The sequence below is a fragment of the Solirhodobacter olei genome (genome assembly GCF_004010155.1).
Taxonomy (GTDB): Bacteria; Pseudomonadota; Alphaproteobacteria; order Rhodobacterales; family Rhodobacteraceae; genus Solirhodobacter; species Solirhodobacter olei.
Genome location: NZ_RRYH01000021.1, coordinates 91,712 through 117,445, shown reverse-complemented (window position 1 = coordinate 117,445; position 25,734 = coordinate 91,712). Strand labels below are relative to the sequence as shown.

At 69.2% G+C, this 25,734-nt stretch carries 24 protein-coding genes; 13 read left to right on the top strand and 11 right to left on the bottom strand.

All coding sequences use genetic code 11. From position 1 onward, the window contains the following. Positions 1-93 precede the first annotated feature (93 nt). The gene (locus tag EIP85_RS15550; protein ID WP_164871759.1) at positions 94-516 is read left to right on the top strand and encodes a copper chaperone PCu(A)C; all 423 of its coding nucleotides are present in this window, start codon (positions 94-96) and stop codon (positions 514-516) included. Positions 517-532: 16 nt separating this feature from the next. Here EIP85_RS15550 and EIP85_RS15545 read toward each other — a convergent pair whose 3' ends face one another. Both EIP85_RS15545 and truA read right to left on the bottom strand, forming a co-directional pair. Beyond that, complete coding sequence (locus EIP85_RS15545; RefSeq protein ID WP_164871758.1) at positions 533-1,201, bottom strand: SCO family protein; 669 nt, start codon at positions 1,199-1,201, stop codon at positions 533-535. Positions 1,202-1,318: 117 nt separating this feature from the next. Beyond that, positions 1,319-2,086, bottom strand: coding sequence for a tRNA pseudouridine(38-40) synthase TruA (gene truA / locus EIP85_RS15540; RefSeq protein ID WP_127903128.1), 768 nt, complete (start codon positions 2,084-2,086; stop codon positions 1,319-1,321). 98 nt (positions 2,087-2,184) lie between these two features. On the opposite strand from truA, the gene EIP85_RS15535 reads away from it, so the two are divergent. Beyond that, on the top strand, positions 2,185-3,612 hold the full coding sequence (locus EIP85_RS15535; RefSeq protein ID WP_127903127.1) for a YcjX family GTP-binding protein: 1,428 nt from the start codon (positions 2,185-2,187) through the stop codon (positions 3,610-3,612). 16 nt (positions 3,613-3,628) lie between these two features. Further along, on the top strand, positions 3,629-4,624 hold the full coding sequence (locus EIP85_RS15530; protein ID WP_127903126.1) for a YcjF family protein: 996 nt from the start codon (positions 3,629-3,631) through the stop codon (positions 4,622-4,624). Positions 4,625-4,724: 100 nt separating this feature from the next. Here the strand turns inward: EIP85_RS15530 and clpA are convergent, their stop codons facing one another. Both clpA and gloB read right to left on the bottom strand, forming a co-directional pair. After that, positions 4,725-7,052 carry an ATP-dependent Clp protease ATP-binding subunit ClpA gene (clpA, locus tag EIP85_RS15525; protein WP_127903125.1) on the bottom strand — a complete coding sequence of 776 codons (2,328 nt, stop codon included), beginning with the start codon at positions 7,050-7,052 and terminating at the stop codon, positions 4,725-4,727. Positions 7,053-7,240: 188 nt separating this feature from the next. Beyond that, positions 7,241-8,008, bottom strand: coding sequence for a hydroxyacylglutathione hydrolase (gene gloB, locus EIP85_RS15520; protein WP_127903124.1), 768 nt, complete (start codon positions 8,006-8,008; stop codon positions 7,241-7,243). 98 nt (positions 8,009-8,106) lie between these two features. On the opposite strand from gloB, the gene EIP85_RS15515 reads away from it, so the two are divergent. The 10 genes from EIP85_RS15515 to mnmH all read left to right on the top strand — a co-directional run bounded on the left by EIP85_RS15515 (position 8,107) and on the right by mnmH (position 18,106). After that, a complete protein-coding gene (locus EIP85_RS15515; RefSeq protein WP_127903123.1) occupies positions 8,107-8,853 on the top strand; it encodes a class I SAM-dependent methyltransferase in 747 nt (248 codons plus the stop codon). Positions 8,854-9,129: 276 nt separating this feature from the next. After that, entirely contained in the window at positions 9,130-9,690 is a 561-nt protein-coding gene (locus tag EIP85_RS15510) for a F0F1 ATP synthase subunit delta (protein WP_127903122.1), read from the top strand. Position 9,691: 1 nt separating this feature from the next. Next, positions 9,692-11,230 (top strand): F0F1 ATP synthase subunit alpha, encoded by a 1,539-nt coding sequence (gene atpA / locus EIP85_RS15505; protein WP_127903121.1) that lies wholly within the window; start codon positions 9,692-9,694, stop codon positions 11,228-11,230. A gap of 24 nt (positions 11,231-11,254) precedes the next feature. Next, positions 11,255-12,139, top strand: coding sequence for a F0F1 ATP synthase subunit gamma (locus EIP85_RS15500; RefSeq protein WP_127903120.1), 885 nt, complete (start codon positions 11,255-11,257; stop codon positions 12,137-12,139). A 17-nt stretch (positions 12,140-12,156) separates the two neighbouring features. Beyond that, positions 12,157-13,584: a F0F1 ATP synthase subunit beta gene (gene atpD, locus EIP85_RS15495; protein ID WP_127903119.1), complete on the top strand. Its 1,428-nt coding sequence runs from the start codon at positions 12,157-12,159 to the stop codon at positions 13,582-13,584. 10 nt (positions 13,585-13,594) lie between these two features. Further along, positions 13,595-13,993 carry a F0F1 ATP synthase subunit epsilon gene (locus EIP85_RS15490; protein WP_127903118.1) on the top strand — a complete coding sequence of 133 codons (399 nt, stop codon included), beginning with the start codon at positions 13,595-13,597 and terminating at the stop codon, positions 13,991-13,993. Between the two features lie 169 nt (positions 13,994-14,162). Then, complete coding sequence (nth, locus tag EIP85_RS15485; RefSeq protein ID WP_127903117.1) at positions 14,163-14,807, top strand: endonuclease III; 645 nt, start codon at positions 14,163-14,165, stop codon at positions 14,805-14,807. Next, the gene (locus tag EIP85_RS15480) at positions 14,804-15,796 is read left to right on the top strand and encodes an adenosine kinase (protein ID WP_127903116.1); all 993 of its coding nucleotides are present in this window, start codon (positions 14,804-14,806) and stop codon (positions 15,794-15,796) included. Before nth ends, EIP85_RS15480 begins: the two co-directional genes overlap by 4 nt. Before the next feature lie 19 nt (positions 15,797-15,815). Then, positions 15,816-17,015 (top strand): APC family permease, encoded by a 1,200-nt coding sequence (locus EIP85_RS15475; RefSeq protein ID WP_206615554.1) that lies wholly within the window; start codon positions 15,816-15,818, stop codon positions 17,013-17,015. 38 nt (positions 17,016-17,053) lie between these two features. Beyond that, positions 17,054-18,106, top strand: coding sequence for a tRNA 2-selenouridine(34) synthase MnmH (gene mnmH / locus EIP85_RS15470; protein WP_127903115.1), 1,053 nt, complete (start codon positions 17,054-17,056; stop codon positions 18,104-18,106). Positions 18,107-18,193: 87 nt separating this feature from the next. On the opposite strand, the gene selD is transcribed toward mnmH, so the two are convergent. The 7 genes from selD to EIP85_RS15435 form a co-directional block, all read right to left on the bottom strand. Beyond that, positions 18,194-20,374, bottom strand: coding sequence for a selenide, water dikinase SelD (selD, locus tag EIP85_RS15465; protein WP_127903153.1), 2,181 nt, complete (start codon positions 20,372-20,374; stop codon positions 18,194-18,196). A 55-nt stretch (positions 20,375-20,429) separates the two neighbouring features. After that, positions 20,430-20,849, bottom strand: coding sequence for a bleomycin resistance protein (locus EIP85_RS15460; RefSeq protein WP_127903114.1), 420 nt, complete (start codon positions 20,847-20,849; stop codon positions 20,430-20,432). A 25-nt stretch (positions 20,850-20,874) separates the two neighbouring features. Further along, positions 20,875-21,465, bottom strand: a complete 591-nt coding sequence (locus tag EIP85_RS15455) for a thymidine kinase (RefSeq protein WP_127903152.1) — start codon at positions 21,463-21,465, stop codon at positions 20,875-20,877. A 238-nt stretch (positions 21,466-21,703) separates the two neighbouring features. Next, complete coding sequence (locus tag EIP85_RS15450) at positions 21,704-22,921, bottom strand: DEAD/DEAH box helicase (protein WP_127903113.1); 1,218 nt, start codon at positions 22,919-22,921, stop codon at positions 21,704-21,706. Between the two features lie 7 nt (positions 22,922-22,928). Next, a complete protein-coding gene (locus tag EIP85_RS15445; RefSeq protein WP_241560060.1) occupies positions 22,929-24,020 on the bottom strand; it encodes a threonine dehydratase in 1,092 nt (363 codons plus the stop codon). Further along, entirely contained in the window at positions 23,950-25,227 is a 1,278-nt protein-coding gene (locus EIP85_RS15440) for a 3-deoxy-D-manno-octulosonic acid transferase (RefSeq protein WP_127903112.1), read from the bottom strand. Before EIP85_RS15440 ends, EIP85_RS15445 begins: the two co-directional genes overlap by 71 nt. Before the next feature lie 79 nt (positions 25,228-25,306). Continuing rightward, positions 25,307-25,720, bottom strand: a complete 414-nt coding sequence (locus tag EIP85_RS15435) for a hypothetical protein (protein ID WP_127903111.1) — start codon at positions 25,718-25,720, stop codon at positions 25,307-25,309. Positions 25,721-25,734: the final 14 nt, after the last annotated feature.

The following is a 25,734-nucleotide window of genomic DNA, read 5'->3' as shown; positions in this document are numbered from 1 at the left end:
CGGTTCCGGCGATCGGCTAGCGTACCGCTCGCAAGGGAAACGGGGGGTCTTTCGATGCGGAGCATGTCGTTCATTCCGGGCGCTTGCGCGGGCATGGCGCTGGTGGCGGGGGTTCTCTGTGCGGCGCCTGCTGCGCAGGCTGGGGTGCACGACCTGCAGATCTCGGGCCAGTGGATTCGCATGGTGGTGCCGGTGCGGCCGGCCGCGGGTTATTTCACGCTGAAGAACACGGGCGACGCGGATGTGGCGCTGGTCGGCGCCGCCTCGCCGGGCTGCGGCATGGCGATGCTGCATCAGTCGGTCAGCCAGAACGGCGTGGACAAGATGGTTCCGGTGAAAAAGGTGAAGGTGCCGGCGCATGGCGCGGTCAGTTTCAAGCCGGGCGGCTATCACATCATGTGCATGAAGCCCACCGACGCGGTGAGGCCGGGCAAGGTGGTGCCGATGACGCTCAAATTTGCGGGCGGCGGCACGATCACCGCCGATTTCCCGGTAAAGAACGCGATGGGCAAATAGCCCCGCGCGCGGCGGGTCAGAGCCCGCCGGCGAGCCAGCCGAAAAAGCCCCGCCCCGGCCCCTGCGCGATCAGGCGGCGCAGATCCCGCTCCGTCCCCTTGATCTTCGGCTTGGCGGAGGCGAGCGAGGTGATCAGCAGCCGGATCTTGCCCTTCTGGTCGAAGACGTAGATCGCCGAGCTGTGGGTGACCTTGTACTCCGACGGATCCGGCGAGGGGTGGACGGAGTAGGTCGTGTGGTAGCGCCGGGCGAGACGCGCGAGCTGGTTCGCCGTGCCGCGCAGCCCCACCACCTGCGGCGCGAAGGCGGCTGCGTAATCCTTCAGCACCTTCAGCGTGTCGCGGTTCGGGTCGACCGTGACGAAGAGGAAGCGGACATCGCTTGCCTCCTTGCCGAGGCTCTCGAGGATGGTGGCGACATTGGCCAGCGTCGTCGGGCAGATATCCGGGCAGAAGGTATAGCCGAAATAGAGCAGCGTGACCTTGCCGCGGTAGTCCTGCGCCGTCACCTCGCGCCCGTCCTCGGCGCGGGTAAGGGTGAAACTCAGATCGCCCATCGCACCGGCGATGTTGTCGTTGTTCCAGGGCCGCTCTGCCAAGGCCACGCCCGGCAGACCGAGGGCGAGCCCCGATCCGAGCGTGGCGAGGGCGGCGCGGCGGGTCTGGCGGGATTTCTGTCCAGGCATCGGGATGGGAGAGTTCCTTTGGTGACGCTGGACGCTAGCGGCGCGGCCCGGTGACATCAACTCACGATTGGCCGAGCGCCCGCGCCGGGGCAAATGAGGGCCGGCGGGAGGGGGGCCTCAGGCGAAGGGATCGGATGGGTAGCCCACCCCGGCGAGGCAGAGGCCCTGCGGCGGGCAGACCGGCCCGCAGGCGGCGCGGTCGCGGGCCTCGAGGGCGTCTTTCACGTCGCCCGGCGTCCAGGCCCCGGCACCGACGCGTTCCAGCGTGCCGACGATGGATCGGACCTGATTATGAAGGAAACTGCGCGCCCGCAGGCGGAAGCGGAACTCGGTCCCATGCGGGACGGGGATGGCCTCCACCGTGATCTCGTCCAGCGTCTTCACCGGCGATTTCGCCTGACACTGGGCGGCGCGGAAGGTGGTGAAATCGTGCAGGCCGAGGAGATGCGCGGCCGCCTCCTGCATCGGCGCGAGGGCCAGCGGATGGGTCACCTGCCAGACATGGCCGCGATCCAGTGTCGCAGGGGCCCGGCGGGCGAGCAGGCGGAAGAGATAACGCCGCTCGATCGCCGAGAAGCGGGCGTGGAAGTCGTCGCCCACCCGCGCGGCGGCGAGTACGGCGACCGGGGCGGGCTTCAGGTGGTAGTTCAGCGCCTCCTGCAGGCGGAACGGATCCCAGTCGCGCGAGAGGTCGCAATGCGCGACCTGGCCGGTGGCATGGACGCCCGTGTCGGTTCGCCCGGCGGCGGCGATGGAGGGAAGGCCCGCCTCCAGCTTCGCCAGCGCGCCCTCTACGGCGCCTTGGACGGAGGGCTGGCCCGCCTGGCGCTGCCAGCCGTTGAACGGGGCCCCGTCATATTCGATCCTGAGCGCGTATCTCGGCATGGGCGGGGGCCTAGCGCGCGGCATGGGCCTTGGCAAGCGGGGCCTACACAGCGCCCGCGCCGCCGCCTATGTTGGGGGAAGGTCAGACGGGGCGGCGCGTGGTCATCAGCACGATTGCGGACGGGGTGACGCGCGGCGTCGAAGGGGCGCTTGGGGCGGTCTCCGAAGCGCTGTTCGAGCCGGTGATCCGGCTTGGGGTCACCGGGCTGAGCCGGGCGGGCAAGACCGTCTTCATCACCTCGCTCGTCGCGAACCTGATGGACCGGGCGCGGATGCCGCAGCTTCAGGCCTCGGCACGGGGGCGGATCCTCTCGGCCTATCTGCAGCCGCAGCCGGACAATACCGTGCCGCGTTTCGATTACGAGACGCATCTGGGTGCGTTGACCGGCCCCGCGCCGCGCTGGCCGGACTCGACCCGCGCCGTCAGCGAGCTTCGGCTATCGCTGAAGGTGCAGCCGGGCGGGCTTTTCGGCGCGCTGGCGGGGCCGCTGACCGGGCCGCGGGTCGTCCATCTCGATATCATCGACTATCCGGGCGAGTGGCTGCTGGACCTCGCGCTGATCGAGAAGAGCTATGCCACCTGGTCGGCAGAGGTGCTGGGGCGGATCGAGGCGCGACCGGAGGCGGCGGCCTATCTCTCGGCCCTGCGGGCGGCGAACCCTGAGGGCAGGCTGGAGGAGCCGGCGGCGCAGGCCCTGGCCGCGGCCTATACGGGCTACCTGCAGTCGGCGCGGGCGGCGGGCTATTCCGACTGCGCGCCGGGGCGGTTCCTTCTGCCGGGAGAGCTCGCCGGCTCGCCGGTGCTGACCTTCGCGCCGATGCCGCGGCCGGATCAGCCGCGCCGCGGCACGCTCTGGCGCGAGATGGAGCGGCGCTACGATGCCTATCGGCGCGAGGTGGTGCGGCCGTTCTTCCGCAGCCACTTCTCGCGCATCGACCGGCAGGTGGTGCTGGTCGACGCGCTTGGCGCGATCCATGCGGGGCCGCAGGCGGTGGAGGACATGCGCCGCGCGATGGCGGAGATCCTCGGCGCGTTCCGGCCCGGGCGGAACCCCTGGCTGGCGGAGCTTCTGCGCGGCAAGCGGGTGGAGCGGATCCTGTTCGCCGCCACCAAGGCAGACCATCTGCACCATTCCCAGCATGCGCGGCTTTCGGCGATCATGGAGGCGATGCTGCGCGAGGCCCGGGACAGGGCGGATTTCGCCGGCGCCCGCACCGCGGCGATGTCGATCGCGAGCCTGCGCGCGACGGTGGAGGAGCAGGTGAGCCGCGACGGTGCCCTGCTCGACTGCGTGAAGGGCGTTCTGGCAGAGACCGGGCGGACGGCGGCGATGTATCCCGGCGAGCTGCCGGAGGATCCGGCGGCGCTGCTGGTCCCGGCGCGGCAGGGGGCGGAAAGATGGCTCGATGCCGAGTTCGCACTGATGGGTTTCGCGCCCGCGAAGCTGACCCTGAGGCCGGGCGAGGGTCCGCCGCATATCCGGCTCGACCGGGCGGCGGAGTTCCTGATCGGGGACCGGTTGTGAGGCGGGGGCAGGGGATATGAGCGCGCGCAAAGGGCCCCTCGTGGTCGAGATGGAGGAGGCGGCCGATCCCGGCGCCGCGCCGCCGGTGCCGGAGGTCTCGGGCGCGGCGATGCAGGGCGCGGTGCGGATCGCCGCGCGGCCCCGCTCGCGGCTGACGGGGTGGTTCTGGGCCGCCTTCTCGGCGCTTTTCTCCTTCGTGCTTTCGGTGGCAGCCTGGAATTTCGTCACCGGGCTTCTGGCGCGGAACCTTGTGCTGGGTTACGCGGCGCTGGCGCTGGTGGCCGTCTTTGTCGCGGTGCTGCTGCTGATCGCGCTGCGCGAGCTTGCGGCCTTCGCCCGTCTCCGGCGGGTCGATGGCATCCGCGCGGAGGCGGAGGCCGCGGCCGGACTGGGCGATCTGAAGGCCGCGCGGCACATCGTCGGCCGGCTCTCGGCGCTTTATGCCGGGCGGGGGGAGCTTGCCTGGGGGCGGCAGACGCTCGACGAACGGCAGGGCGAGGTGCTGGACGCCGACGGCCTGATCGAGCTGGCGGAGCGCGAGCTTCTCGGCCCTCTCGACACCGCCGCGCGCCGCGAGATCGAGGCCTCGGCCCGGCAGGTGGCGGGCGTGACGGCCCTGGTGCCGCTGGCGCTGGCCGATGTGGTCACGGCGCTGGCGGCGAATTTGCGGATGATCCGGCGGATCGCGGAACTGTACGGCGGGCGGTCGGGCGTGCTTGGAAGCTGGCGGCTGACGCGGGCTGTGATGACGCATCTGGTCGCGACGGGCGCCGTCGCGGTGGGCGACGACCTCGTGCATTCCATCGCCGGGGGGCATGTGCTGTCGAAACTCTCGCGGCGCTTCGGCGAGGGCGTTGTCAACGGCGCGCTGACAGCGCGCGTGGGCGTTGCGGCGCTGGAGGTCTGCCGGCCCCTACCGTTCCGGGCGCTACCGAAGCCAAAGGTCTCCAACATCCTGGCGCGGGGCCTGCAGGGCCTTTTCGGCGACAAATCAGGCGAAGCGGATACCTGAGCCCCGCCTCGGCGGACCCGTCATTTTCCGTCTGGAAATATCCCGGGGGTACGGGGGCAGAGCCCCCGCGCGGCGGACCGCGCAGGGGCCGTTGCTTCGATCAGTCGGCGGTCAGAAGGCGCGGCTTGTTGCCGGTGCCGATCCGGGCGCGGCCCGGTTCTTCCACCTGCAGCTCGATCGCGTCGTCCTTCACCGCGACGCGGACCACGCCGCCCTTCATCAGCTTGCCGAACAGCAGTTCCTCGGCCAGGGGCTTCTTGATGTGCTCCTGGATCACCCGGCCAAGCGGGCGGGCGCCCATCTTGTCGTCGTAGCCCTTCTCGCCCAGCCAGGCGGCGGCTTCCGGCGTCAGCTCGATATGGACATTGCGATCCATCAGCTGCGCCTCGAGCTGAAGGACGAACTTCTCGACCACCTGCAGGATCACGTCCTTCGAAAGCGGCGCGAAGGAAATCACCGCATCCAGACGGTTGCGGAACTCCGGCGTGAAGGTGCGTTCGATCGCCGCCGTATCCTCGCCCTCGCGCCGGGTGCGGCCGAAGCCGATGGCCGACTGGGCCATCTCCGCCGCGCCGGCGTTGGAGGTCATGATCAGGATCACATTGCGGAAATCCACCGTCCGGCCGTTGTGGTCGGTCAGCTTGCCGTGGTCCATCACCTGCAGAAGGATGTTGTAGACATCCGGGTGGGCCTTCTCGATTTCGTCCAGAAGCAGCACGCAATGCGGATGCTGGTCGACGCCGTCGGTCAGGACGCCGCCTTGGTCGAAGCCGACATAGCCCGGAGGCGCCCCGATCAGCCGGCTCACGGAGTGCTTCTCCATGAATTCCGACATGTCGAAGCGCAGCATCTCGACCCCCAGGGTGGTGGCGAGCTGCTTGGCGACCTCGGTCTTGCCGACGCCGGTCGGCCCGGCGAAGAGGTAGTTGCCGATCGGCTTCTCCGGCTCGCGCAGACCGGCTCGGGCAAGCTTGATCGCGGAGCTGAGCGCCTCGATCGCCTTGTCCTGGCCGAAGACCACGCGCTTGAGGCTCTTTTCCAGATCGCGCAGCACCTCGGCATCGTCCTTGGTGACATTCTTCGGCGGGATGCGGGCGATCTTGGCCACCACGGCCTCGATCTCCTTCGGGCCGATGGTCTTGCGGCGCTTGCTTTCGCTCAGCAGGTGCTGGGCGGCGCCGGCCTCGTCGATCACGTCGATCGCCTTGTCGGGCAGCTTGCGGTCATGGATGTAGCGGGCCGAAAGTTCCACCGCGGTGCGGATCGCATCCTGGGTGTAGCGGATGTCGTGATGCTCCTCGAAATAGGGCTTCAGCCCGAGGAGGATCTTCACGGAATCGTCCACCGTCGGCTCGTTCACGTCGATCTTCTGGAACCGGCGGGACAGGGCGCGGTCCTTTTCGAAATGCTGGCGGAACTCCTTGTAGGTGGTGGAGCCCATGCAGCGCAGATGGCCGCCCTGAAGCGCGGGCTTCAGCAGGTTCGAGGCATCCATCGCCCCGCCCGAGGTGGCGCCGGCGCCGATCACGGTGTGGATCTCGTCGATGAAGAGGATGGCGTCGGGATGCTCCTCCATCTCCTTGACCACGGCCTTCAGCCGCTCCTCGAAATCGCCGCGGTAGCGGGTGCCGGCCAGCAGCGCGCCCATGTCGAGCGAGAAGATGGTGGCGCCCGAAAGCACCTCCGGCACGTCCGACTTCACGATCTTCCAGGCAAGGCCTTCGGCGATGGCGGTCTTGCCGACGCCCGGGTCGCCGACCAGCAGCGGGTTGTTCTTGCGGCGGCGGCAGAGCACCTGGATGCAGCGCTCGACCTCGAGCTCGCGCCCGATCAGGGGATCGACGTCGCCCTTTCGGGCCTTGGCGTTGAGGTCGACGCAGTATTTCGACAGTGCCGATTCCTTCGCCTCGCCGGGTTCGGCCTTGGTGTTCGGGGCTTCCTGCTGCGGCTCGGCGCCGCTGACGGGGCGGGTTTCGCCGAAGGAGGGATCCTTGGCGACGCCATGGGCAATGAAGTTCACCGCGTCGTAGCGGGTCATGTCCTGCTCCTGCAGGAAATAGGCCGCGTTCGACTCGCGCTCCGCGAAGATGGCGACGAGGACGTTGGCGCCCGTCACCTCGGTCCGGCCGGAGCTTTGCACGTGGATCGCGGCGCGCTGGATCACCCGCTGGAAGGCTGCGGTGGGAACCGCTTCGGAGCCTTCGACATCGGTCACCAGGGTCGACAGATCGTCGTCGATGAAATCGACCAGCGTACGCCTCAGCGCTTCCAGGTCGACAGAGCAGGCACGCATGACCTTGGCCGCGTCCGGTTCGTCGATCAGCGCGAGAAGAAGGTGTTCAAGGGTCGCGAGTTCGTGGCGGCGCGCGTTAGCGAGGGCCAGAGCGCCATGGATCGCCTGCTCGAGGGTATTGGAAAATGACGGCACCTGCGTGCTCCTATCCTGACGGTCGGAGGGGGCAGAGACCCCGTCCAACCATTGGCCTCATAAGATTAAAGTTCGGTGGTTTTCGGCGCGCTTCAAGGGTTTTTTCGGGGCGGCGTTGGATTATTCGGCATTCGGGCAAATTGTGATCGGTTTGCCCCGGTTTTGGCCTGCCTGCCGCCGCGCACCGCTCAGAAACGATCCTTGCGGCGGCGGATTTCGGCGAAGCTTTCGGCATCGCTCGCACCGTCCAGGCCGAGGCCGGCCTTGATCTCCGCGCGGCCGGCGCGGAGGAACGGATTGGTCGCGAGCTCTTCTGCCAGCGTGGAGGGCACCGTCGGCTCGCCCCGCTCACGCGCCGCCGCCACCCGCTCTGCACGGGAGATAAGCGCGGCGTTCTGTGGGTCAATGGTCAGGGCGAATTTCGCGTTCGAGGCGGTGTATTCATGGCCGGAGCAAACGGTGGTTCCCGGCGGCAGGGCGGCGAGCTTCGAGAGGCTCTGCCACATAACCTCCGGGCTGCCCTCGAAGAGACGGCCGCAGCCGAGCGCCATCAGGCTGTCGGCGGTGAAGACGGCCTGCGAGGCGGGGAAGTGGAAGGCGATATGGCCGAGTGTGTGGCCGGAGACGTCGATGACCTCGCCGGCCTCTGATCCGACGGTCACGCGGTCGCCCTCGGCCACGGCCCGGTCCAGCGGCGGCAGGCGATGCGCGTCCGCCGCGGCGCCTGTGACCTTTGCGCCGGTGGCGGCAACAAGTTCGGCCACGCCCTGGATGTGATCGTCGTGGTGATGGGTGATCAGGATGTCCGAGAGGCTCCACCCGCGGGCCTTGAGTTCGGCCGCGATGGGCCCCACCTCGGGGACATCAACCACCGCCACGGCCCCTGTCGCTGCGTCATGCAGCAGGAAGGCGTAGTTGTCTTTCAGGCAGGGGACGGTGACGATGGTCAGCGGCATGGCGTTTCCGGCTCTCTCGGCTATGCTTCGGGCCGACTGTAGCCCGTACCGGCCCGAGGGCAAGGGCGCGGCCGCGGGCGGCGCCAAGGAGGAACCCGGTGCATCTGGACGTGCTCGACCTGCGGAACTTCTATTATCGCACCGGCCTGGGCCGCGCGGCTCAGAAGGCCGTGCGCGACCGGCTGCTGGCGCTCTGGCCCGAGGCGAAGGGGCAGACGGTGGTGGGATTCGGCTTCGCGGCGCCGCTGCTCAGACCCTACCTGTCAGACGCGCGGCGGGTGATCGCGCTGATGCCCGCGCCGCAGGGAGTGATGCCCTGGCCCGCGGGGATGCCCAACACCTCGGTCCTGACCGAGGAGACGCAATGGCCGATCCCCACTGGTATGGTCGACAAGCTGGTGCTTATGCATGGACTCGAGACCTCCGACAGCACGGCGGCCCTGCTTGAGGAATGCTGGCGCGTCCTGGGCCCCGGCGGGCGGGTGATCTTCATCGTGCCGTCGCGCGGCGGGCTCTGGGCGCGGCGAGATGTCACGCCCTTCGGCTACGGCCACCCCTATTCGCTGAGCCAGCTGGAGGGGCAGCTGCGCCAGCATGCCTTTACCACCGAGCGGCATCTCTCCGCGCTCTACGCCCCGCCCTCGCACAAGCGGTTCTGGCTGCGCACGGCACCCTATTGGGAAAAGGCGGGCCGGACGGTGCTGCCGTGGCTCTCGGGCGGGGTGCTTATGGTGGAGGCGTCAAAACAGGTCTACGCGCCCACGAAACCTGGGCTGCGCGAGGTGGTGCGGCGGCCGCTCAAAGTCCTGGAAGGCTTGCCGGTTCCGGGCGTTGAACCGGCGTGATTCACCAATTTCGACTGGCGCGGACATGAAAACCTGCGGCAATGCGGCCAGCATTGCGGCCCCATAGTGTCGCAGTTTTGTGAGTTGGGGCTAAGCCCTTGAATTCGTGTGTCGTGACCCTCACCAACGCGTGAGCATTACGGTTGCGGGACGGGATTACCTCTGCTACACCCACGCCGAATTTGACGGGGGCGTGCGCCTGCACGCTAATATGGGAGGCCTGTCCAGCGCGCCGGCTGGGCGCCGAGGCGGGCCCCGAACAGCGGAAGGGTGGACGTGTCCGAACCAGCTTCGATCTCTGCCGGCATTGCCGAACGTTACGCGACAGCGGTCTTCGAACTTGCCCGCGAGGACGGGGCATTGCCGTCGCTTGAAAAGGATGTCGAGGCGCTCGAAGGGGCGCTCGACGCCAGCGCCGACCTGCGCACGATGATCGCCTCGCCGCTGTTCTCGCGCAGCGAACAGGGCGCCGCGATCGCCGCGCTGGCCGACCAGATGGGGCTGACGCAGCTCCTCGCTCATACGCTCTCGCTGATGGCCTCCAAGCGCCGGCTCTTCGTGCTGCCGCAGATGGTGTCCCAGCTCGAGGCGATGATCGCCGAGGAGAAGGGCGAGATGACCGCCGAGGTCAAGAGCGCCAAGGCGCTGACCAAGGCGCAGGCCGAGAAGCTCGCCGCCACGATCAAGGCGAGCGTTGGCAAGGATGTGAAACTGAAGACCGCCGTGGAGCCCGCGCTCATCGGTGGGCTCGTGGTCAAGGTCGGCTCGAAGATGATCGACAACTCGATCCGTTCGAAGCTCGACGCCCTTAAGAATTCAATGAAAGAGGTCGGATAACATGGGTATCCAAGCTGCCGAGATCTCCGCGATCCTCAAGGAGCAGATCAAGAACTTCGGCCAGGAAGCGGAAGTTGCCGAAGTCGGCCGCGTTCTGTCGGTCGGCGACGGGATCGCCCGCGTCTACGGCCTCGACAATGTCCAGGCCGGCGAGATGGTCGAGTTCCCCGGCGGGATCCGCGGGATGGCGCTCAACCTCGAGCAGGACAACGTCGGTATCGTGATCTTCGGCGAGGACCGGACGATCAAGGAAGGCGACACCGTCAAGCGCACCAAGTCCATCGTGGACGTGCCGGTGGGTGACGCGCTGCTCGGCCGCGTGGTCGACGGCCTTGGCAACCCGATCGACGGCAAGGGCCCGATCAAGGCCAAGGAGCGCCGCGTCGCCGACGTGAAGGCCCCGGGCATCATTCCGCGGAAGTCGGTTCACCAGCCGATGGCCACCGGCCTGAAGTCGGTCGACGCGATGATCCCGATCGGCCGCGGCCAGCGCGAGCTGATCATCGGCGACCGCCAGACCGGCAAGACCGCGATCGCGCTCGACACGATCCTGAACCAGAAGAGCTACAACGAGGCCGCCGGCGACGACGAGAGCAAGAAGCTCTACTGCGTCTATGTCGCGATCGGCCAGAAGCGCTCGACCGTCGCCCAGCTCGTCAAGAAGCTGGAAGAGACCGGCGCCATCGACTACTCGATCGTCGTCGCCGCGACCGCGTCCGACCCGGCGCCGATGCAGTACCTCGCCCCCTATACCGCGACCGCGATGGGCGAGTTCTTCCGCGACAACGGCCGCCACGCGCTGATGATCTACGACGACCTTTCCAAGCAGGCCGTCGCCTATCGCCAGATGTCGCTGCTGCTGCGCCGTCCGCCGGGGCGTGAAGCCTATCCGGGCGACGTGTTCTACCTCCATTCGCGTCTGCTGGAGCGGTCCGCGAAGCTGAACGAGGATTTCGGTGCCGGCTCGCTCACCGCGCTACCGGTCATCGAAACCCAGGCGGGTGACGTGTCGGCCTACATCCCGACCAACGTGATCTCGATCACCGACGGGCAGATCTTCCTTGAGACCGAGCTGTTCTACCAGGGCGTTCGCCCGGCGGTGAACACCGGCCTGTCGGTGAGCCGCGTGGGCTCCTCGGCCCAGACCTCGGCGATGAAGTCGGTGGCAGGTAAGGTGAAGCTGGAACTTGCGCAGTACCGCGAAATGGCGGCCTTCGCCCAGTTCGGCTCGGACCTCGATGCGGCGACCCAGTCGCTTCTGAACCGGGGCGCGCGCCTGACCGAGCTGATGAAGCAGCCGCAGTACTCGCCGCTCACCAACGCCGAGATCGTCTGCATCATCTTCGCCGGCACCAACGGCTATCTCGACAAGGTCGCCGTGCGCGACGTCGGGCGCTGGGAAGCGGGTCTGCTGAAGCACCTGCGCGGCACCCACAAGGCGCTGCTGGACGATATCACCACCAACGACCGCAAAGTTGCGGGCGACCTCGAGACGTCGATCCGCTCCGCGCTCGACGAATATGCGAAGGACTTCGCCTAAGCGACGGGTGCGGGAGACGGGTAGATGCCTAGCCTCAAGGATTTAAAAAATCGGATCGAAAGCGTCAAATCGACGCGGAAGATCACCAAGGCCATGCAGATGGTGGCCGCAGCCAAGCTGCGCCGTGCGCAGGAGGCCGCGGAGGCCGGCCGGCCCTATGCCGAGCGGATGCAGGCGGTGATGTCGAGCCTTGCCGCTTCGGTCGGCACGGGCGAAGGCGCACCGCGGCTTCTGGCCGGCACGGGTTCCGACAAGACCCACCTGCTGGTGGTGATGACCTCGGAGCGCGGACTCTGCGGCGGCTTCAACTCCTCCATCGTGCGGCTCGCCCGTGCGCGGGTGGCCGAGCTTCAGGCCGCCGGCAAGACGGTGAAGATCATCACCGTCGGCAAGAAGGGGCGCGAGCAGCTTCGCCGCGACTACGGCAGCTATGTGATCGGCCATGTCGATCTCTCCGATGTTAAACGGATCGGCTACGTGAACGCGCAGGCCATCGCCAAGGACATCCTGGCGCGGTTCGACGCGGAAGAGTTCGACGTCGCGACGATCTTCTTCAACCGCTTCCAGTCGGTGATCTCGCAGATCCCGACGGCGCAGCAGATCATTCCGGCCAAGCTCGACGCCGCGGCGGGATCGGAGACCGAGACGGCTTCTACCGTCTACGACTACGAGCCCTCGGAAGAGGCGATCCTGGCCGACCTGCTGCCGCGGGGCGTGGCGACGCAGATCTTCACGGCGCTGCTCGAGAACGGCGCTTCTGAACAGGGCGCGCGGATGAGCGCGATGGACAACGCCACGCGCAACGCGGGCGACATGATCGACAAGCTGACGATCCAGTACAACCGCTCGCGCCAGGCCGCGATCACCAAAGAGCTGATTGAAATCATTTCGGGCGCCGAGGCGCTCTGACGAACCGGAGAGACGAGATGGCAGACGCGAAAGCTCAGGGCAAGATCACCCAGGTCATCGGCGCCGTCGTGGACGTGCAGTTCGACGGCGACCTGCCGGCGATCCTGAACGCGCTGGAAACCGAGAACAACGGCAAGCGCCTGGTTCTGGAAGTTGCCCAGCACCTCGGCGAGAACACCGTGCGGACCATCGCCATGGACGCGACCGAAGGCCTCGTGCGCGGCACGGTGGTGAAGGACATGGGCGCCCCGATCTCGGTGCCCGTCGGCGACGCCACGCTGGGCCGCATCCTCAACGTCATCGGCGAGCCGGTGGACGAAAAGGGCCCGGTCGACGCCAAGGAAACCCGTCCGATCCACGCCTCGGCCCCGGAGTTCGACGAGCAGTCGACCTCCTCCGAGATTCTCGTGACCGGCATCAAGGTGATCGACCTGCTGGCGCCCTACTCCAAGGGCGGCAAGATCGGCCTGTTCGGCGGCGCCGGCGTGGGCAAGACCGTGCTCATCATGGAGCTGATCAACAACATCGCGAAGGTGCACTCGGGCTACTCCGTGTTCGCCGGCGTGGGCGAGCGGACCCGTGAGGGCAACGACCTCTACCACGAGATGATCGAATCCGGCGTCATCAAGACCGAGAACCTGTCGGAATCGAAGGTGGCGCTGGTCTACGGCCAGATGAACGAGCCGCCGGGCGCGCGTGCCCGCGTCGCGCTGACCGGCCTGACGCTGGCCGAGCAGTTCCGCGACAGCTCGGGCACCGACGTGCTGTTCTTCGTCGACAACATCTTCCGCTTCACCCAGGCGGGTTCGGAAGTGTCGGCGCTGCTGGGCCGGATCCCGTCGGCCGTGGGTTACCAGCCGACTCTCGCCACCGACATGGGCGCCCTGCAGGAGCGCATCACCTCGACCAAGGCGGGTTCGATTACCTCGGTGCAGGCGATCTACGTGCCGGCCGACGACCTTACCGACCCGGCGCCGGCGACTTCGTTTGCCCACCTCGACGCGACGACTACGCTGAGCCGCGCGATCTCCGAGCTGGGGATCTACCCGGCCGTGGACCCGCTCGACTCGACCTCGCGCCTGATGGACCCGCAGATCCTTGGTGAAGAGCACTACAGCGTGGCGCGTTCGGTGCAGGGGATCCTGCAGCGCTACAAGTCGCTGCAGGACATCATCGCCATCCTCGGGATGGACGAGCTGAGCGAAGAGGACAAGCTGACCGTGGCCCGCGCCCGGAAGATCCAGCGTTTCCTGTCGCAGCCGTTCGACGTGGCGCAGGTGTTCACCGGTTCGCCGGGCGTGCAGGTGCCGCTGGAGAAGACCATCGCGTCCTTCAAGGCGGTTGTGGCCGGTGAATACGACCACCTGCCGGAAGCCGCCTTCTACATGGTCGGCGACATCGAGGAAGCGGTTGCCAAGGCGGAGCGTCTGGCGGCTGCGGCCTGAGGAGGCTTGAATGGCTGAGATGATGCAATTCGATCTGGTGACGCCGGAGCGCAAGCTGGCCTCGTTCGAGGTCAGCGAAGTGGATATCCCGGGCGCCGAGGGCGACTTCGCGGCGATGCCCGGGCATGCCCCGGTGATCTCCTCGCTGAAGCCGGGCGTGCTGCGGGCGACGGGGGCGGATGGCTACAAGTCCTTCGTGGTCTCGGGCGGCTTCGCCGAGGTGAACGGCGCGTCTGTCTCGGTCCTGGCCGAGCGGGCGATCCCGATCGAGGAGGCGACGGGCACCGTGGTGGATTCGATGCTGGACGAGGCGCGCAGCTTGCTCGCCGCCGCCCTGCCGGAAGACCGCGACGCCTGCGAGAAGCTGGTGCATGACATCGAGATGCTGCGCGGCACCATGGCGATCTGATCGCCACGCTGAACGCAGGCCAGAAGATCCGCAAGGGCCCCGGTTTTCCGGGGCCTTTGTCATTCCGGCCGACAATCGGTGGCCCTTGGTGGCGAAATCGACCGCATTTGCCGCATCCCGGCCCGCTCGCCGCTTGCCCGGACGCGCGCCGCGTTGCATACCGCGCCGGATGGCACGGCAACTCGACTTTCTGACCCTGCGAGAGGTCTTCCGCCGGTTCCAGGCCGCAGAGCCTGAACCGAAGGGGGAACTGGCGCATGTCAACGCCTATACGCTGCTCGTCGCGGTGGCGCTGTCGGCGCAGGCGACCGACGCCGGGGTGAACAAGGCCACCGCCAGGCTATTCCAGATCGCCGACACGCCGCAGAAGATGCTGGCCCTCGGCGAGGACGGCCTGATCGAGCACATCAAGACCATCGGCCTTTACCGCAACAAGGCCAAGAACGTCATCCGGCTGAGCCAGATCCTTGTCGACCAGTACGGCGGCGAGGTGCCATCCTCCCGGGCCGCGCTTCAGGCGCTGCCGGGGGTGGGGCGCAAGACCGCGAATGTGGTGTTGAACATGTGGTGGCATGTGCCTGCCCAGGCAGTCGATACCCATATCTTCCGCGTCGGCAACCGCACCGGCATCGCGCCCGGCAAGGACGTGGAAACCGTCGAGCGGGCGATCGAGGACAACATCCCCGCCGAGTTCCAGCAGCACGCGCATCACTGGCTGATCCTGCACGGCCGCTACATCTGCACCGCCCGCAAGCCCCGCTGCCGCGACTGCCTGATCAGCGATCTTTGCCCATACGAGGACAAGACAGAATGAAGAAATTCCAGGTCGTCGGCATCGGCAATGCCATGGTCGACGTGATCGCCCATGCCGAGGAGGAGGCGCTGGCCCGGCTCGGGATCGAGAAGGGGATCATGCAGCTGATCGACATGCCCCGCGCGATCGAGCTTTACGGCAATATCGGCCCGGCGGAGGAGGTCTCCGGCGGTTCGGCGGCCAACACGATCGCGGGCGTGGCCAGGCTTGGCGGGCGCACCGCCTATGTCGGCAAGGTGAAGGACGACCAGCTCGGCGCGATCTTTACCCATGACCTGCGCGCGCAGGGCGCGGTGTACGAGACCCCCTTCGCCGCGAAGACGGCGGAGCAGGAGACCGGGCGCTGCATCATCCTCGTTACGCCCGACGGCGAGCGTTCGATGAACACCTACCTCGGGGTCACCGAGTTCCTCGCCCCATCCGACATCGACGAGCGCCAGATGGCCGAGGCGGAATGGATCTACCTCGAGGGCTACCGCTTCGATGGGCCGGAAAGCCACGAGGCCTTCGCCAAGGCCATCGCAGCCTGCAAATCCGCCGGCGGCCGCGTGTCGCTGACGCTTTCTGACCCGTTCTGTGTCGAGCGCCACCGCGACGCCTTCCGCCGCATGATCCGCGAGGACGTGGACCTCCTCTTCGCCAACCGGGCGGAGCTGATGTCGATGTACCAGACCGACGACTTCGCCACCGCCATGGCGGCGGCCTCCGCCGAGGTCGACATCGTCGCGGCGACGGAGAGCGAGAAGGGCGCCCATGTCCTGTGGGACGGACAGCACCGCCATGTGCCCGCTATCCCGACGAAGATCGTCGATGCGACCGGCGCGGGCGATCTTTTCGCCGGGGCCTTCCTCTGGAGCTTGACCGAGGGGCACGACCTGGAGGCCTGTACCCGGATGGGCTGCATCGCGGCCTCGGAGATCATCAGCCACGTCGGCGCGCGGCCCGAGGCGGATCTGCGGGCGCTGTTCCAGGCTCACGGGGCACTCTGAGCCGGGCGGGGGCGGATCGATGCTGACCTCCGCCGCCGTCCTTGTCACCGCCCTGGCGCTTGCCGGGATCCTGCTCTGGCCGCGGCTGCGCGGATCGAGCCTCTGGCGCGCGACGATCACGCCGCTCGCCTCCATCATCGGCTCGGGCTTCCTCGTCCTTGGCCCCCTTCTGGATGCCAGCTACGGCCGCTTTGCGCCGGTCGCCATGGCACTTCTCTGCGCAGCGGCCTGGGCCTTCGGCGCGGCGATCCGCTATTCCATGGCGACGGGGGTGGAGACCGACACGGCCCGCCCGCCAGCGGAGCTGGCGCTGGCGCGGCTGTCGGACTGGGCGCTGGCCTTCGCCTATGTGATCTCCGTCTGCTACTACCTCAACCTCTTCGGCGCCTTCGCCACGCGGCTGACGCCGTGGCACGGGACGCTCGCCGCCCATCTGGTGACCTCGGCGGTCTACGCGGTGATCCTCAGCGTCGGCTGGACGAGGGGGTTCAAGTTGCTGGAGCGGATCGAATACGGCTCCGTCACCGTCAATCTCTCGATCATCGGCGGCCTGCTCGCGGGCCTCGTGCTCTTCTTCGCGGGCAAGGTGACGGCCGGCGCGCTGCAAAGCCTCGCGCCCACGCTTTCGGGCTGGCATGCGCTCAGCGTCGGTTTCGGGCTGATCGTCATCGTGCAGGGGTTCGAGACCTCGCGCTACCTCGGCGCGGAGTATCCGGAGCCGGTGCGGGAACGTTCCATGCGATGGGCGCAGATCGTCTCGGCGCTGGTCTACCTGAGCTATATCGCACTCCTCGCCTATTCCTTCCCGAAGGGCGAGGTGAAGCTGTCGGAGACGGCGATCCTCGGGATGATGGCGCATGTGACACCGATCCTGCCGGTGATCCTGGTCGCCGGGGCGCTGGCGGCGCAGTTCTCGGCGGCGGTTGCCGATACCGGCGGCGGCGGAGGGCTGATCGCGGAGCTGACCCATCGCAGGCTGACCGAGCGGGTGGGCTACGGCCTTCTGGCGGGGTTCGGGCTCTGCCTGACCTGGGTGGCCGACGTCTTCCACATCATCGCCTATGCCTCCCGCGCCTTCGCGGCCTATTACACGCTTCAGGCGGCTGTCGCGAGCCTGCGTGCTGCGCGGCGCAGGCGGGCGGGCCTGGCGTTTGCCTTCGCGGCACTGGCCGTGCTTGGCGGGGTGGCGGTGATCTTCGGCGAACCGGCTGCCGCCTGAGGCTTCCGGCGCCGCGCGCCATCGGCTATGCCTCTGCCATGCCCGTCACGCTCACCGCCCTTTCGGACCTCGCCACGCTCGACTTCGACGAGATCATCGACGTCCGCTCCCCCGCCGAATGGGAGGAGGATCATATCCCCGGCGCGATCAGCCTGCCCGCGCTCGACAACGAGGAACGCGCCCGCGTCGGCACGATCTACACGCAGGACAGCCCGTTCCGCGCCCGCAAGATCGGCGCCGCGCTGGTCGCCCGCAATGCCGCGCGCCATCTGGAAGGGCCGCTGGCAGAGAAGCCCGGGGGCTGGAAGCCTCTGGTCTACTGCTGGCGCGGCGGGCAGCGATCGGGCTCCTTCGCCTCGATCCTGGCGCAGATCGGCTGGCGGGTGGACACGATCAAGGGCGGCTACAAGGCCTATCGTTCGCTTGTGGTGCAGGCGGTCCACGAGGCGCCGGTGCCCTCGCGCGTGGTCCTGCTCGACGGCAATACCGGCAGCGCCAAGACGGAGCTTCTGCACCTTCTCGCCGCGCGCGGGGTGCAGGTGATCGACCTCGAGGGGCTCGCCAATCACCGTGGCTCTCTCTTCGGCCATCGCGCCGGCGGGCAGCCGGCGCAGAAGGCTTTCGAAAGCCGCCTTGCCGCCGCTCTCCTGCGGCTCGATCCCGCCCGCCCCGTGGTGGTGGAAGCAGAATCGAGCAAGGTTGGCGATGTCTCGCTCCCGCCGCCGCTCTGGAAGGCGATGCGCGCGGCCCCGCGCCTTTCCGTCGCCGCCCCGCTTGCCGCCCGCGCCCGCTACCTCGCACGCGCCTATGCCGATCTTACCGCCGACCCGGACGAGATCGCCCGGGTGATCGATCTGCTACGCCCGCACCATCCCGCCGAACGGATCGAGCATTGGCAGGGGCTTGCGGCCACGGGCCGCTTCGAGCCGCTGGCCGCCGGGCTGATGGAGCATCACTACGACCCGCGCTACGCCAAGCAGCGCGCCCGCACGGCCACCGAAGGTTCGGAGGTGTTCTCGACGCCCGACCTCACGCCGGAAACCCTGGCCCCTCTCGCGGACAGGCTGGCCGAGCGTATCGCGGGGTTCTGAGCCGCACCAAAGGGAGTATTTCAGCCAAGAAGAAAACCCTGTGCTTCTCCTTGGCCCAAATACTCGCATCCGGCCCCTGCCACGGGTTCAGGCGGCTGCGATATGCGGCGTCCCCGCCACCACCCGTCCGATGATCGCGGCCTCCTCGCCGGCCGCGCGCAGCTGCGTCAGCAGCCCCTCCGCCGCCGCACCCGGCACCGCGGCCAGCAGCCCGCCGCCGGTCTGCGGATCGACCAGCAGCGCCGCCTTCGGCCCCTCGGGCACCGAAAGCTGCGGCGCCACGGCGGCGAGGTTGGCCGGCGCGAGCGTGGACGCCTCACCCGCCGCCGCGAGCGCCTCGGCACCCGGCAGGCACGGCACTGCGTCGAGGTCGATTTCGACTGCGGCGCCAGAGGCCTCGAGGATCTCCAGCAGATGCCCAGCGAGGCCGAAGCCGGTGACGTCGGTCATCGCATGGGCCTCGGGGGCGAGGATCGCGGCCGCCGGGCCGAGGGGGCGGATCATCGAAGCCCAGGCGGCCGCCACCGCGTCGCCGGGCGCGGCACGGGCCATCTCGGCGGCCAGCACGGTGCCGGTGCCGAGGGGCTTGGTCAGGATCAGCGCGTCGCCGGGCTGTGCGCCGGCCTTGGAGATGGGTCTCTCGGCGAGACCGGTCACCGTGAAGCCGATCGTCAGCTCCGCCCCGATCGAGGAATGACCGCCAACGATATCGGCCCCTGCGGCGCGGAAGACCGCGGAGGCCGCGGCCATCAGCTCTGCCATCATGTCGGCCTGCAGCCTTTCGGAGGCGCGCGGGACCGTCACCTGCACCAGCGCCGCGCGCGGGGCCGCGCCCATCGCCCAGATGTCGCCCAGGGCATGGGTCGCCGCGATCCGGGCCATCAGGTACGGATCCTCGCAGAAGGCGCGGAGGTGGTCGGTCGTGATCACCTCGCGGGTCGATCCAAGCTCGATCACCGCCGCATCGTCGCCGGGGCCGGAGAGGACGTCGGCCCGCTGCGGCCCGGGCAGCCCGCTGAGCGCCGCCGCCAGGGCCCCCGGCCCGATCTTCGCGCCGCAGCCACCGCAGAGCGGTTTTGAACCCGAAAGCTCCTCTGCCACGCCAAGCGTCAGGGGGTGCGGCAGGTGGGGCGGCGGCATCTGTGGCAGGTGCCGGAACATCCGCATGAAGCGCCGGTCGATCCGGTCCTTCCAGCGCCACAGCAGCCACCCGTCCAGCGCACGGCCCCATTTGTCGGCTACCGCTCCCCGTCCGCCGGTGGAGACGAGCTTCAGGTAGTCCCGCTGCGGGTGGTATCGGCGCGGGCGCGCGCCGGTCAGGGCGGCCCTGAGGTTGCGGAAGAGAACCGGCGCCTCGCGCACCGCGAAGACCCCGGCCTTGGGCCGTGGCGCATGGGCCAGGTGGGCGCAGTCGCCGGCTGCGAAGATCGCCGGGTCGGTCGTCGAGCGCAGGGTGGGGCCGACGGTGATGAAGCCGTCGGTCAGCTCCAGCCCGGTCTGCGCCAGCCAGGGATGCGGCCGTGCGCCGGTGGCGGTGAGAGTGAAGGCCGAGGGCAGCACCCGGCCATCGGACAGCCGCACCGCGCCTTCCGTGACCTCGGCCGCCGTGGTGCCTGTGATCAGCTCCACCCCCTGCCGCGCCATGTGGCGCAGAAGCGCCCGGCGGGTCGCGGCGCCAACCCCGGCCAGCGGCGTGGCGGCCTGCTCGACAAGGCTTACCTCGGGCCGTTCGATTCCCGCGCGGCGCAGCCGGTGCGCCGTGGCCAGCGCCAGTTCCGCCCCCGCCAGCCCGGCGCCGAGGATCACCACCGGCGCGGGATCGGGCGGGGCGGCAACGAACGCGTCCCACCGCACGGCATAGGCGCCGAGCGGCTTGGCCGCCACCGCATGCTCCGCTGCGCCGGGAAGGCTGGGCAGGTCGGAGGTGATACCGATGTCGATCGAGGCCAGGTCGTAGCGTACGTCCGGCCGGCCGGGCACCGCGATGCGCCGCGCGGCACGGTCGATCCCCGTCGCGCGGCCAAGGATCAGCCGGGCGCCGGCATGTCGGGCGAGCCGGACGAGATCGATCTGCAGCTCCTCCGGGGCGTAGTGTCCGGCGATCAGGCCCGGGAGCATGCCGGTATAGGGCGCAGTCGGGTTCGGATCGATGACGGTCAGCCGGGTGCCGGGCAGGGGCTTCATCCCCCAGCGCAGCAATACCAGCGCATGGGCATGACCGCCGCCGATCAGCACGAGGTCGCGGGTCAGGGGGATCTGCGGCTGCATGGTCATCATCTCTCCCAAGCGCGCTGCGGCGGGTCCGAAGGGCGGGGCCGGGCCATCAGATCTTGCGCCAACCGAGGTCCTCGTAAAAGCGCAGAAGGTAGCCGTCGGGATCGGCGACAACGAACTGCCGGTTGCCAAGCGCACCATCGTCGCGCCGGTACCAGCGATCCTCAGGGGGCAGGAGCAGCGGCCACCCTGCGGCCTCCAGCGCGGCAAGAAGCGGGCGGATGGCGGGCACCCTGATCTGCAGGTTGAGGCCGCGCCCGAAGGGCCGCCCCTCCGGCGCGTGACCGTCATCGAAGGTCCGCCCGAGGTCGATCTGATCGATCATCAGTTCTGCCGCGTCAAGCGCGAGGTAGCTGAACCCCTCTTCCGGCCGCTCGTAGAGGCAGCTGAAGCCGATGGTTTGGCAATAGAACCGGCGGGATGTCTGCCAGTCGGAGACCGCGAGTTCAGGGACGAGGGCGTTGCTCATCCGCGCCTTCCCCGGCGGGCGGGCATCAGGGCGCGGCCCCGTCGCCCACGGCCTCGCGCCAGTGGCGGCGGCAGAGCGAGACATAAGTCTCGTTCCCGCCGACCTGCACCTGCGCACCGTCGCGCAGCACGGCGCCGTCAGGACCCTTGCGGACCACCATCGTCGCTTTCTTGCCGCAGTGACAGATGGTGCGGACTTCGCGCATCTCGTCGGCCAGCGCGAGCAGAGCGGCCGAGCCGGGGAAAAGCTCGCCCCGGAAATCCACCCGCAGCCCGTAGCACATGATCGGCACCCCGAGATCGTCGACCGCGCGGGCGAGTTGCCAGACCTGGGTGCGGGAGAGGAACTGCGCCTCGTCGAAGAAGATGCAAGCCACCGGACCCTCGGCCAGCCGCGCCTCGATCTTGGCGTAGAGGTCCTCTTCGGGGCCGAAGGTGTCGGCCGGCTCCCCGATGCCGATGCGCGAGGCGATGCGCCCTTCGCCGGCGCGGGTGTCGAAGCGTGCGGTGACGAGGTAGGGCACCATGCCGCGCTCGCGGTAGTTATGCGCCGCCTGGAGAAGCAGCGTCGACTTGCCCGCGTTCATCGTCGAATACTGGAAATAGAGCTTGGCCATCTCCCGCAGATAGCCGAAGGCCCGGCCCGGCCGCAAGGCAGACAAGACAGGGCCCGGCCAACCCGAAGATCGGGCGCGCCGGACCCCGCCGGTTACTCGTTACTCCCCGGTTGCCCGGCGTCCCTTGTGCAGGGTCGACGTTAGGAGGCGGTAGTTAACGAAGCATTAATGCACACGCCTCGCTTGCACTTTATTGCCGGAATTCGCCTTGCGGCTGCTCGGCCTGCGCGCGGGCCGGTCACCGGCCGCGGCGCGGTCCGGGGCGAGAGGGTTTGACACGGGGCTTGCGTCCCTCGCGCCGGGGGCCGGGCGTGGATGGCGCCGCGGCGTGCGGCGTGCCGCCTGCCACCGCGAGCTTCTGGCCGAGCGCCGTCTCGATCGCCGCGAGCGCCTCCATCTCGGCCGGGGCGCAGAGGCTGATGGCGCGGCCCTCGGCACCGGCGCGGGCGGTGCGGCCGATGCGGTGAACATAGGCCTCCGCCGTCGCGGGCAGGTCGTAGTTGTAGACATGGCCGACGCCGGGAATGTCGATCCCCCGGGCGGCGAGGTCGGTCGCGACCAGCACCAGCGTCGTGCCCGAGCGGAAGCCCTCCAGTGCGGCGCTCCGCTCCGTCTGGGTCCGGTCTCCGTGGATCGGCTCTGCTGCGATGCCCCAATGGGTCAGCAGAGCTGCGAGCTTGCCGGCCCCGTCCTTGGTGCGGGCGAAGACCAGCGCGCGTTCGCCGGGGTGGCCGTCGAGATAGGTCCGCAACAGCGCCGCCTTGGCCCGGCCGGAGGTGAAATGCACCGCCTGGGACAGCTTCTCCGCCGGGCGGCCGGGCGGGGCGACCGCGATGCGCACGGGATCGGAGAGCCAGCCCTGGGCCAGCGCCTCGATCTGCGGCGGCATGGTGGCGGAGAACATCAGCACCTGCCGCTTCGCGGGCAGCTGCCGGCCGATCCGCTCCAGCCCCGGTCCGAAGCCGAGGTCGAGCATGTGGTCGGCCTCGTCGAGCACGAGGTTGCGCACCGCGTCAAGCGTCACCGCCTGCCGCTTCAGCAGGTCGATAAGGCGCCCGGGCGTGGCCACGAGGATGTCGATCCCGGGGGCGAGCCGCTCCTCCTGCCGGCCCATGGAGGTGCCACCGGCGACCCAGAGCACCTTGATGTGGCTCCCCTTTGCGAACCCCGAGAGTGCGCGGCCGACCTGCGCCGCAAGCTCCCGCGTGGGCACGAGAACAAGAGACCGGGCGGTGCCTGGGGCGGGTGGCTTTCCGATCCGCATCAGCCGCTGCACAAGGGCGAGGCCGAAGGCCGCGGTCTTCCCCGTTCCGGTCTGGGCGAGGCCAAGCAGGTCGCGCCCGGCCAGCGCCGCCGGGATCGCCTGCGCCTGGATTGGTGTCGGCTCCGCCAGCCCCGCCTCGGCGAGCCGGGCAAGGAGGTGGTCGTTCAGGCCGAGTTCGCCGAAGCCGCCCATCACGCCCTCAGAGCCGTGGGGTCTGGCCGGCCAGGATGCCTGCCATCCAGTCGGTGTCGATATTGCCGCCGGAAAGGATCACGCCCACCTCGCGGCCCTGCATCGCCGCCCGCTCCTGGCACAGCGCGGCCAGCGCCGCGGCGCCGGCGCCCTCGGCCGCGTTATGGGTGGTGCGGAAATAAAGCCGGATCGCCTCGGCGATCTCGTCCTCGCTCACGGCGAGGATGCGGTCGGCGCCCTTGCCGTAAATCTCCAGCGCCTCCGGCACCGGGACGCGCACGGCCACGCCATCGGCGAAGGTGCGTGCGCTCGGGGTCTCGATCGGGCGGCCGGCCTCGGCAGAGAGCTTGGCCGTCAGCGCCTCGGTGGAGACGACGCCCACCACCCGGGTCTTCAACCCCAGCGCGTCGCGCGCGGCGATCACGCCGCAGATGCCCGAGCCGCAGCCGATCGGGACATAGACGGTGTCGAGGTCCGGCTTGGCCGTGAAAAGCTCGAAGGCGTAGGTGGCGACGCCGCGCACCAGTTCGCGGTGGAAGGGGGGCACGGGCTGAAGCCCCTCCTGCGCGGCGACGCGCATCGCCTCTTCCCGGGCGGTGTCGAAATCCTCGCCGAATTCGACCAGCTCAGCGCCGAAGGCGCGCATCGCCTCGTTCTTCTCGGCCGAGTTGCCCCTGGGGACATAGATGACCGCGCGCAGGCCCGCAGCGCGGGCGGCGCGGGCCTGGCTCTGGCCGTGGTTGCCGCGGGTCGCGGTGATGACGCCCGGGCAGTCCGGCCGGGTGCGCTTCAGCCAGTCGATGAAGGTGATCCCGCCGCGCACCTTGAAGGCGCCGGTGGGGCCGTGGTTCTCGTGTTTCACCCAGGTGCTGCAGCCGGTCTCCCGCGAGAGCAGGGGCCAGGCGTATTGCGGGGTCGGCGCCATCTGGCGGTGGACGAGCGTGGCGGCCTCGGCCAGCTCCTCGCGGGTGAAATAGGGGGTCATGCGATGCTCCTTCGCCCCGTCCTCGCCCGCGGGGGCGCCCGGGTCAAGCGTGAAGCTCGGGCAGGTGCAGCGCCTTGGCGAGAGCGGCGTAGAGCGCAGCCTCGCCGCCGTCATGCGCGGCCTCCAGCACTTCGCGGGCGATCGCCGCCATCCGGGCGCGGCGGACCGGGTCGGCGAGTTCACCCAGCGCGCGGGCGAGGCTCAGCGCGTCCTGCACTTCCATCGCCCCGCCGGCGCGGTCGAGCGCGCCGTAGGGTTCGGCGAAATTCGCCACTTCCGGCCCGTGCAGGATGGCCGAGCCGTAGCGTTCCGGCTCGAACGGGGTATGCCCGCCCGCTGGCACCAGCGAGCCGCCGACGAAAGTGATCCCGGCCAGCCGGTACCAGAGGTCCATCTCGCCCATCGTGTCGGCAAGGTAGACGGGCGCCTGGCCCGGCGGCTCCCCAGCCGAGCGGGTCGCGAAATCGAGGCCCGCGGCGCGGATCGCTTCGGCGATCTCGGGCGCCCGGCGGGGGTGGCGCGGCGCCAGGATCAGCCGCTCGACATCGCCGGCCTCGCGGGCCTGGGCGAAGGCGTCGAGCAGAACCTCGTCCTCGCCGGAATGGGTTGAGGCGGCCAGCAGCGTCACCGTCGGGTGGAACGCCATGCGCAGCCCGTCCTCGAGCAGCGTCTCGGGGGTGGCGTGGGCCGGGGCGGGGCGGGCCTTGAGGTTCACCACCGGGCCGATCCGCTCCGCCGGCACGCCAAGCGCGCGGAATCGCGCCTCCGATGCCGGGTCCTGGGCCGAGATCCAGTCGATCCGGCCCATGACATCGGCCGCGAGGCCCGGCAGGCGGTGCCAGACGGCGGCGCTTTTCTCCGACATCCGCGCGCCGAAAAGAAGCACCGTCACCCCGTGTTCATGCGCAGTGGCGATGCGGTTGGGCCAAAGCTCGTTTTCCAGCATCACCAGTGCGCGCGGGTGCCAGCGGTTGAGGAAACGGCGCAAGGGGCCGGCGGTGTCGAGCGGCGCCAGCACCGCGTCGACCCGCGGCAGGCCCCAGCCCAGCACCATGTCGCGCCCGGTCTCGGTATTGGTGGTGACGACGACGGCGATCTCGTCGCTGCGGGCCACCAGTCCGGCGACCAGCCAGCGGGCGGAGGCGAGCTCGCCATTCGAGGCGCCGTGGAGCCAGAGCCGCACCGCCTCCGGCTCCGCTGGGCCGCGGCCGAGCCTTTGGGCCAGCGCGCCGGCGCCGTCCCGGCCCCGCAGCCAACGCCAGAGCAGCCAGAGCAGCACAAGGGGGGCCGCCAGCCTCAGAATGCCCCGGTAGATCCGCATTGCCGCCCGCCTCCTGCCATGGCCCGAGCTTTAGGCAGGCCCGCCCCGGCTGGCAAGGCGGCTGACCCGGCGTTGGACCTCAGACCCCGGCCTTGGGGCCGGGGCAGATCAGCGGCTTGTCGCTCTGGCGCACCTCGATCAGGTCGGTCCCGTCGGGATCGCCTGCGAAATGTGCCTTCAACCCGGCGCCGGCACGGAAGAAGCTCCAGCATTGCGGCCCGCGGTCGTCGCCGGGATAGACGAAGCAGAGAAGCCCGCCGGCCTCGTACCAGCTGCCCCGCTTGCAGGGCTGGCCGAGGAAGGCCCAGACCACCTTGTGGTCCGGCAGGTAGGTCTCTGCCCCGTAGGGCTTGCCGCCGATGGCATAGTAGAGAGTTTTTCCTAACGAATAGCTGTCGAATTCCGCGGCGGACATCGGCTTGTCCGCGGCAGGGGCCGGCAGGGCGGGAAGCGTCAGGGCCAGCAGCGTCAGCAGGTGCAGGAGGCGCGGCATCGGAAACCTCGGAG

Excerpts from the sequence above, each read along its gene's own strand:
- EIP85_RS15550 (WP_164871759.1), top strand. The coding sequence starts at position 94 with ATGGCGCTGGTGGCGGGGGTTCTCTGTGCGGCGCCTGCTGCGCAGGCT.
- EIP85_RS15545 (WP_164871758.1), bottom strand. The coding sequence starts at position 1,201 with ATGCCTGGACAGAAATCCCGCCAGACCCGCCGCGCCGCCCTCGCCACG.
- truA (WP_127903128.1), bottom strand. The coding sequence starts at position 2,086 with ATGCCGAGATACGCGCTCAGGATCGAATATGACGGGGCCCCGTTCAAC.
- EIP85_RS15530 (WP_127903126.1), top strand. The coding sequence starts at position 3,629 with ATGAGCGCGCGCAAAGGGCCCCTCGTGGTCGAGATGGAGGAGGCGGCC.
- gloB (WP_127903124.1), bottom strand. The coding sequence starts at position 8,008 with ATGCCGCTGACCATCGTCACCGTCCCCTGCCTGAAAGACAACTACGCC.
- atpA (WP_127903121.1), top strand. The coding sequence starts at position 9,692 with ATGGGTATCCAAGCTGCCGAGATCTCCGCGATCCTCAAGGAGCAGATC.
- EIP85_RS15500 (WP_127903120.1), top strand. The coding sequence starts at position 11,255 with ATGCCTAGCCTCAAGGATTTAAAAAATCGGATCGAAAGCGTCAAATCG.
- atpD (WP_127903119.1), top strand. The coding sequence starts at position 12,157 with ATGGCAGACGCGAAAGCTCAGGGCAAGATCACCCAGGTCATCGGCGCC.
- EIP85_RS15490 (WP_127903118.1), top strand. The coding sequence starts at position 13,595 with ATGGCTGAGATGATGCAATTCGATCTGGTGACGCCGGAGCGCAAGCTG.
- nth (WP_127903117.1), top strand. The coding sequence starts at position 14,163 with ATGGCACGGCAACTCGACTTTCTGACCCTGCGAGAGGTCTTCCGCCGG.
- EIP85_RS15480 (WP_127903116.1), top strand. The coding sequence starts at position 14,804 with ATGAAGAAATTCCAGGTCGTCGGCATCGGCAATGCCATGGTCGACGTG.
- EIP85_RS15475 (WP_206615554.1), top strand. The coding sequence starts at position 15,816 with ATGCTGACCTCCGCCGCCGTCCTTGTCACCGCCCTGGCGCTTGCCGGG.
- mnmH (WP_127903115.1), top strand. The coding sequence starts at position 17,054 with ATGCCCGTCACGCTCACCGCCCTTTCGGACCTCGCCACGCTCGACTTC.
- selD (WP_127903153.1), bottom strand. The coding sequence starts at position 20,374 with ATGCAGCCGCAGATCCCCCTGACCCGCGACCTCGTGCTGATCGGCGGC.
- EIP85_RS15460 (WP_127903114.1), bottom strand. The coding sequence starts at position 20,849 with ATGAGCAACGCCCTCGTCCCTGAACTCGCGGTCTCCGACTGGCAGACA.
- EIP85_RS15455 (WP_127903152.1), bottom strand. The coding sequence starts at position 21,465 with ATGGCCAAGCTCTATTTCCAGTATTCGACGATGAACGCGGGCAAGTCG.
- EIP85_RS15450 (WP_127903113.1), bottom strand. The coding sequence starts at position 22,921 with ATGGGCGGCTTCGGCGAACTCGGCCTGAACGACCACCTCCTTGCCCGG.
- EIP85_RS15445 (WP_241560060.1), bottom strand. The coding sequence starts at position 24,020 with ATGACGGCGGCGAGGCTGCGCTCTACGCCGCTCTCGCCAAGGCGCTGC.
- EIP85_RS15440 (WP_127903112.1), bottom strand. The coding sequence starts at position 25,227 with ATGCGGATCTACCGGGGCATTCTGAGGCTGGCGGCCCCCCTTGTGCTG.
- EIP85_RS15435 (WP_127903111.1), bottom strand. The coding sequence starts at position 25,720 with ATGCCGCGCCTCCTGCACCTGCTGACGCTGCTGGCCCTGACGCTTCCC.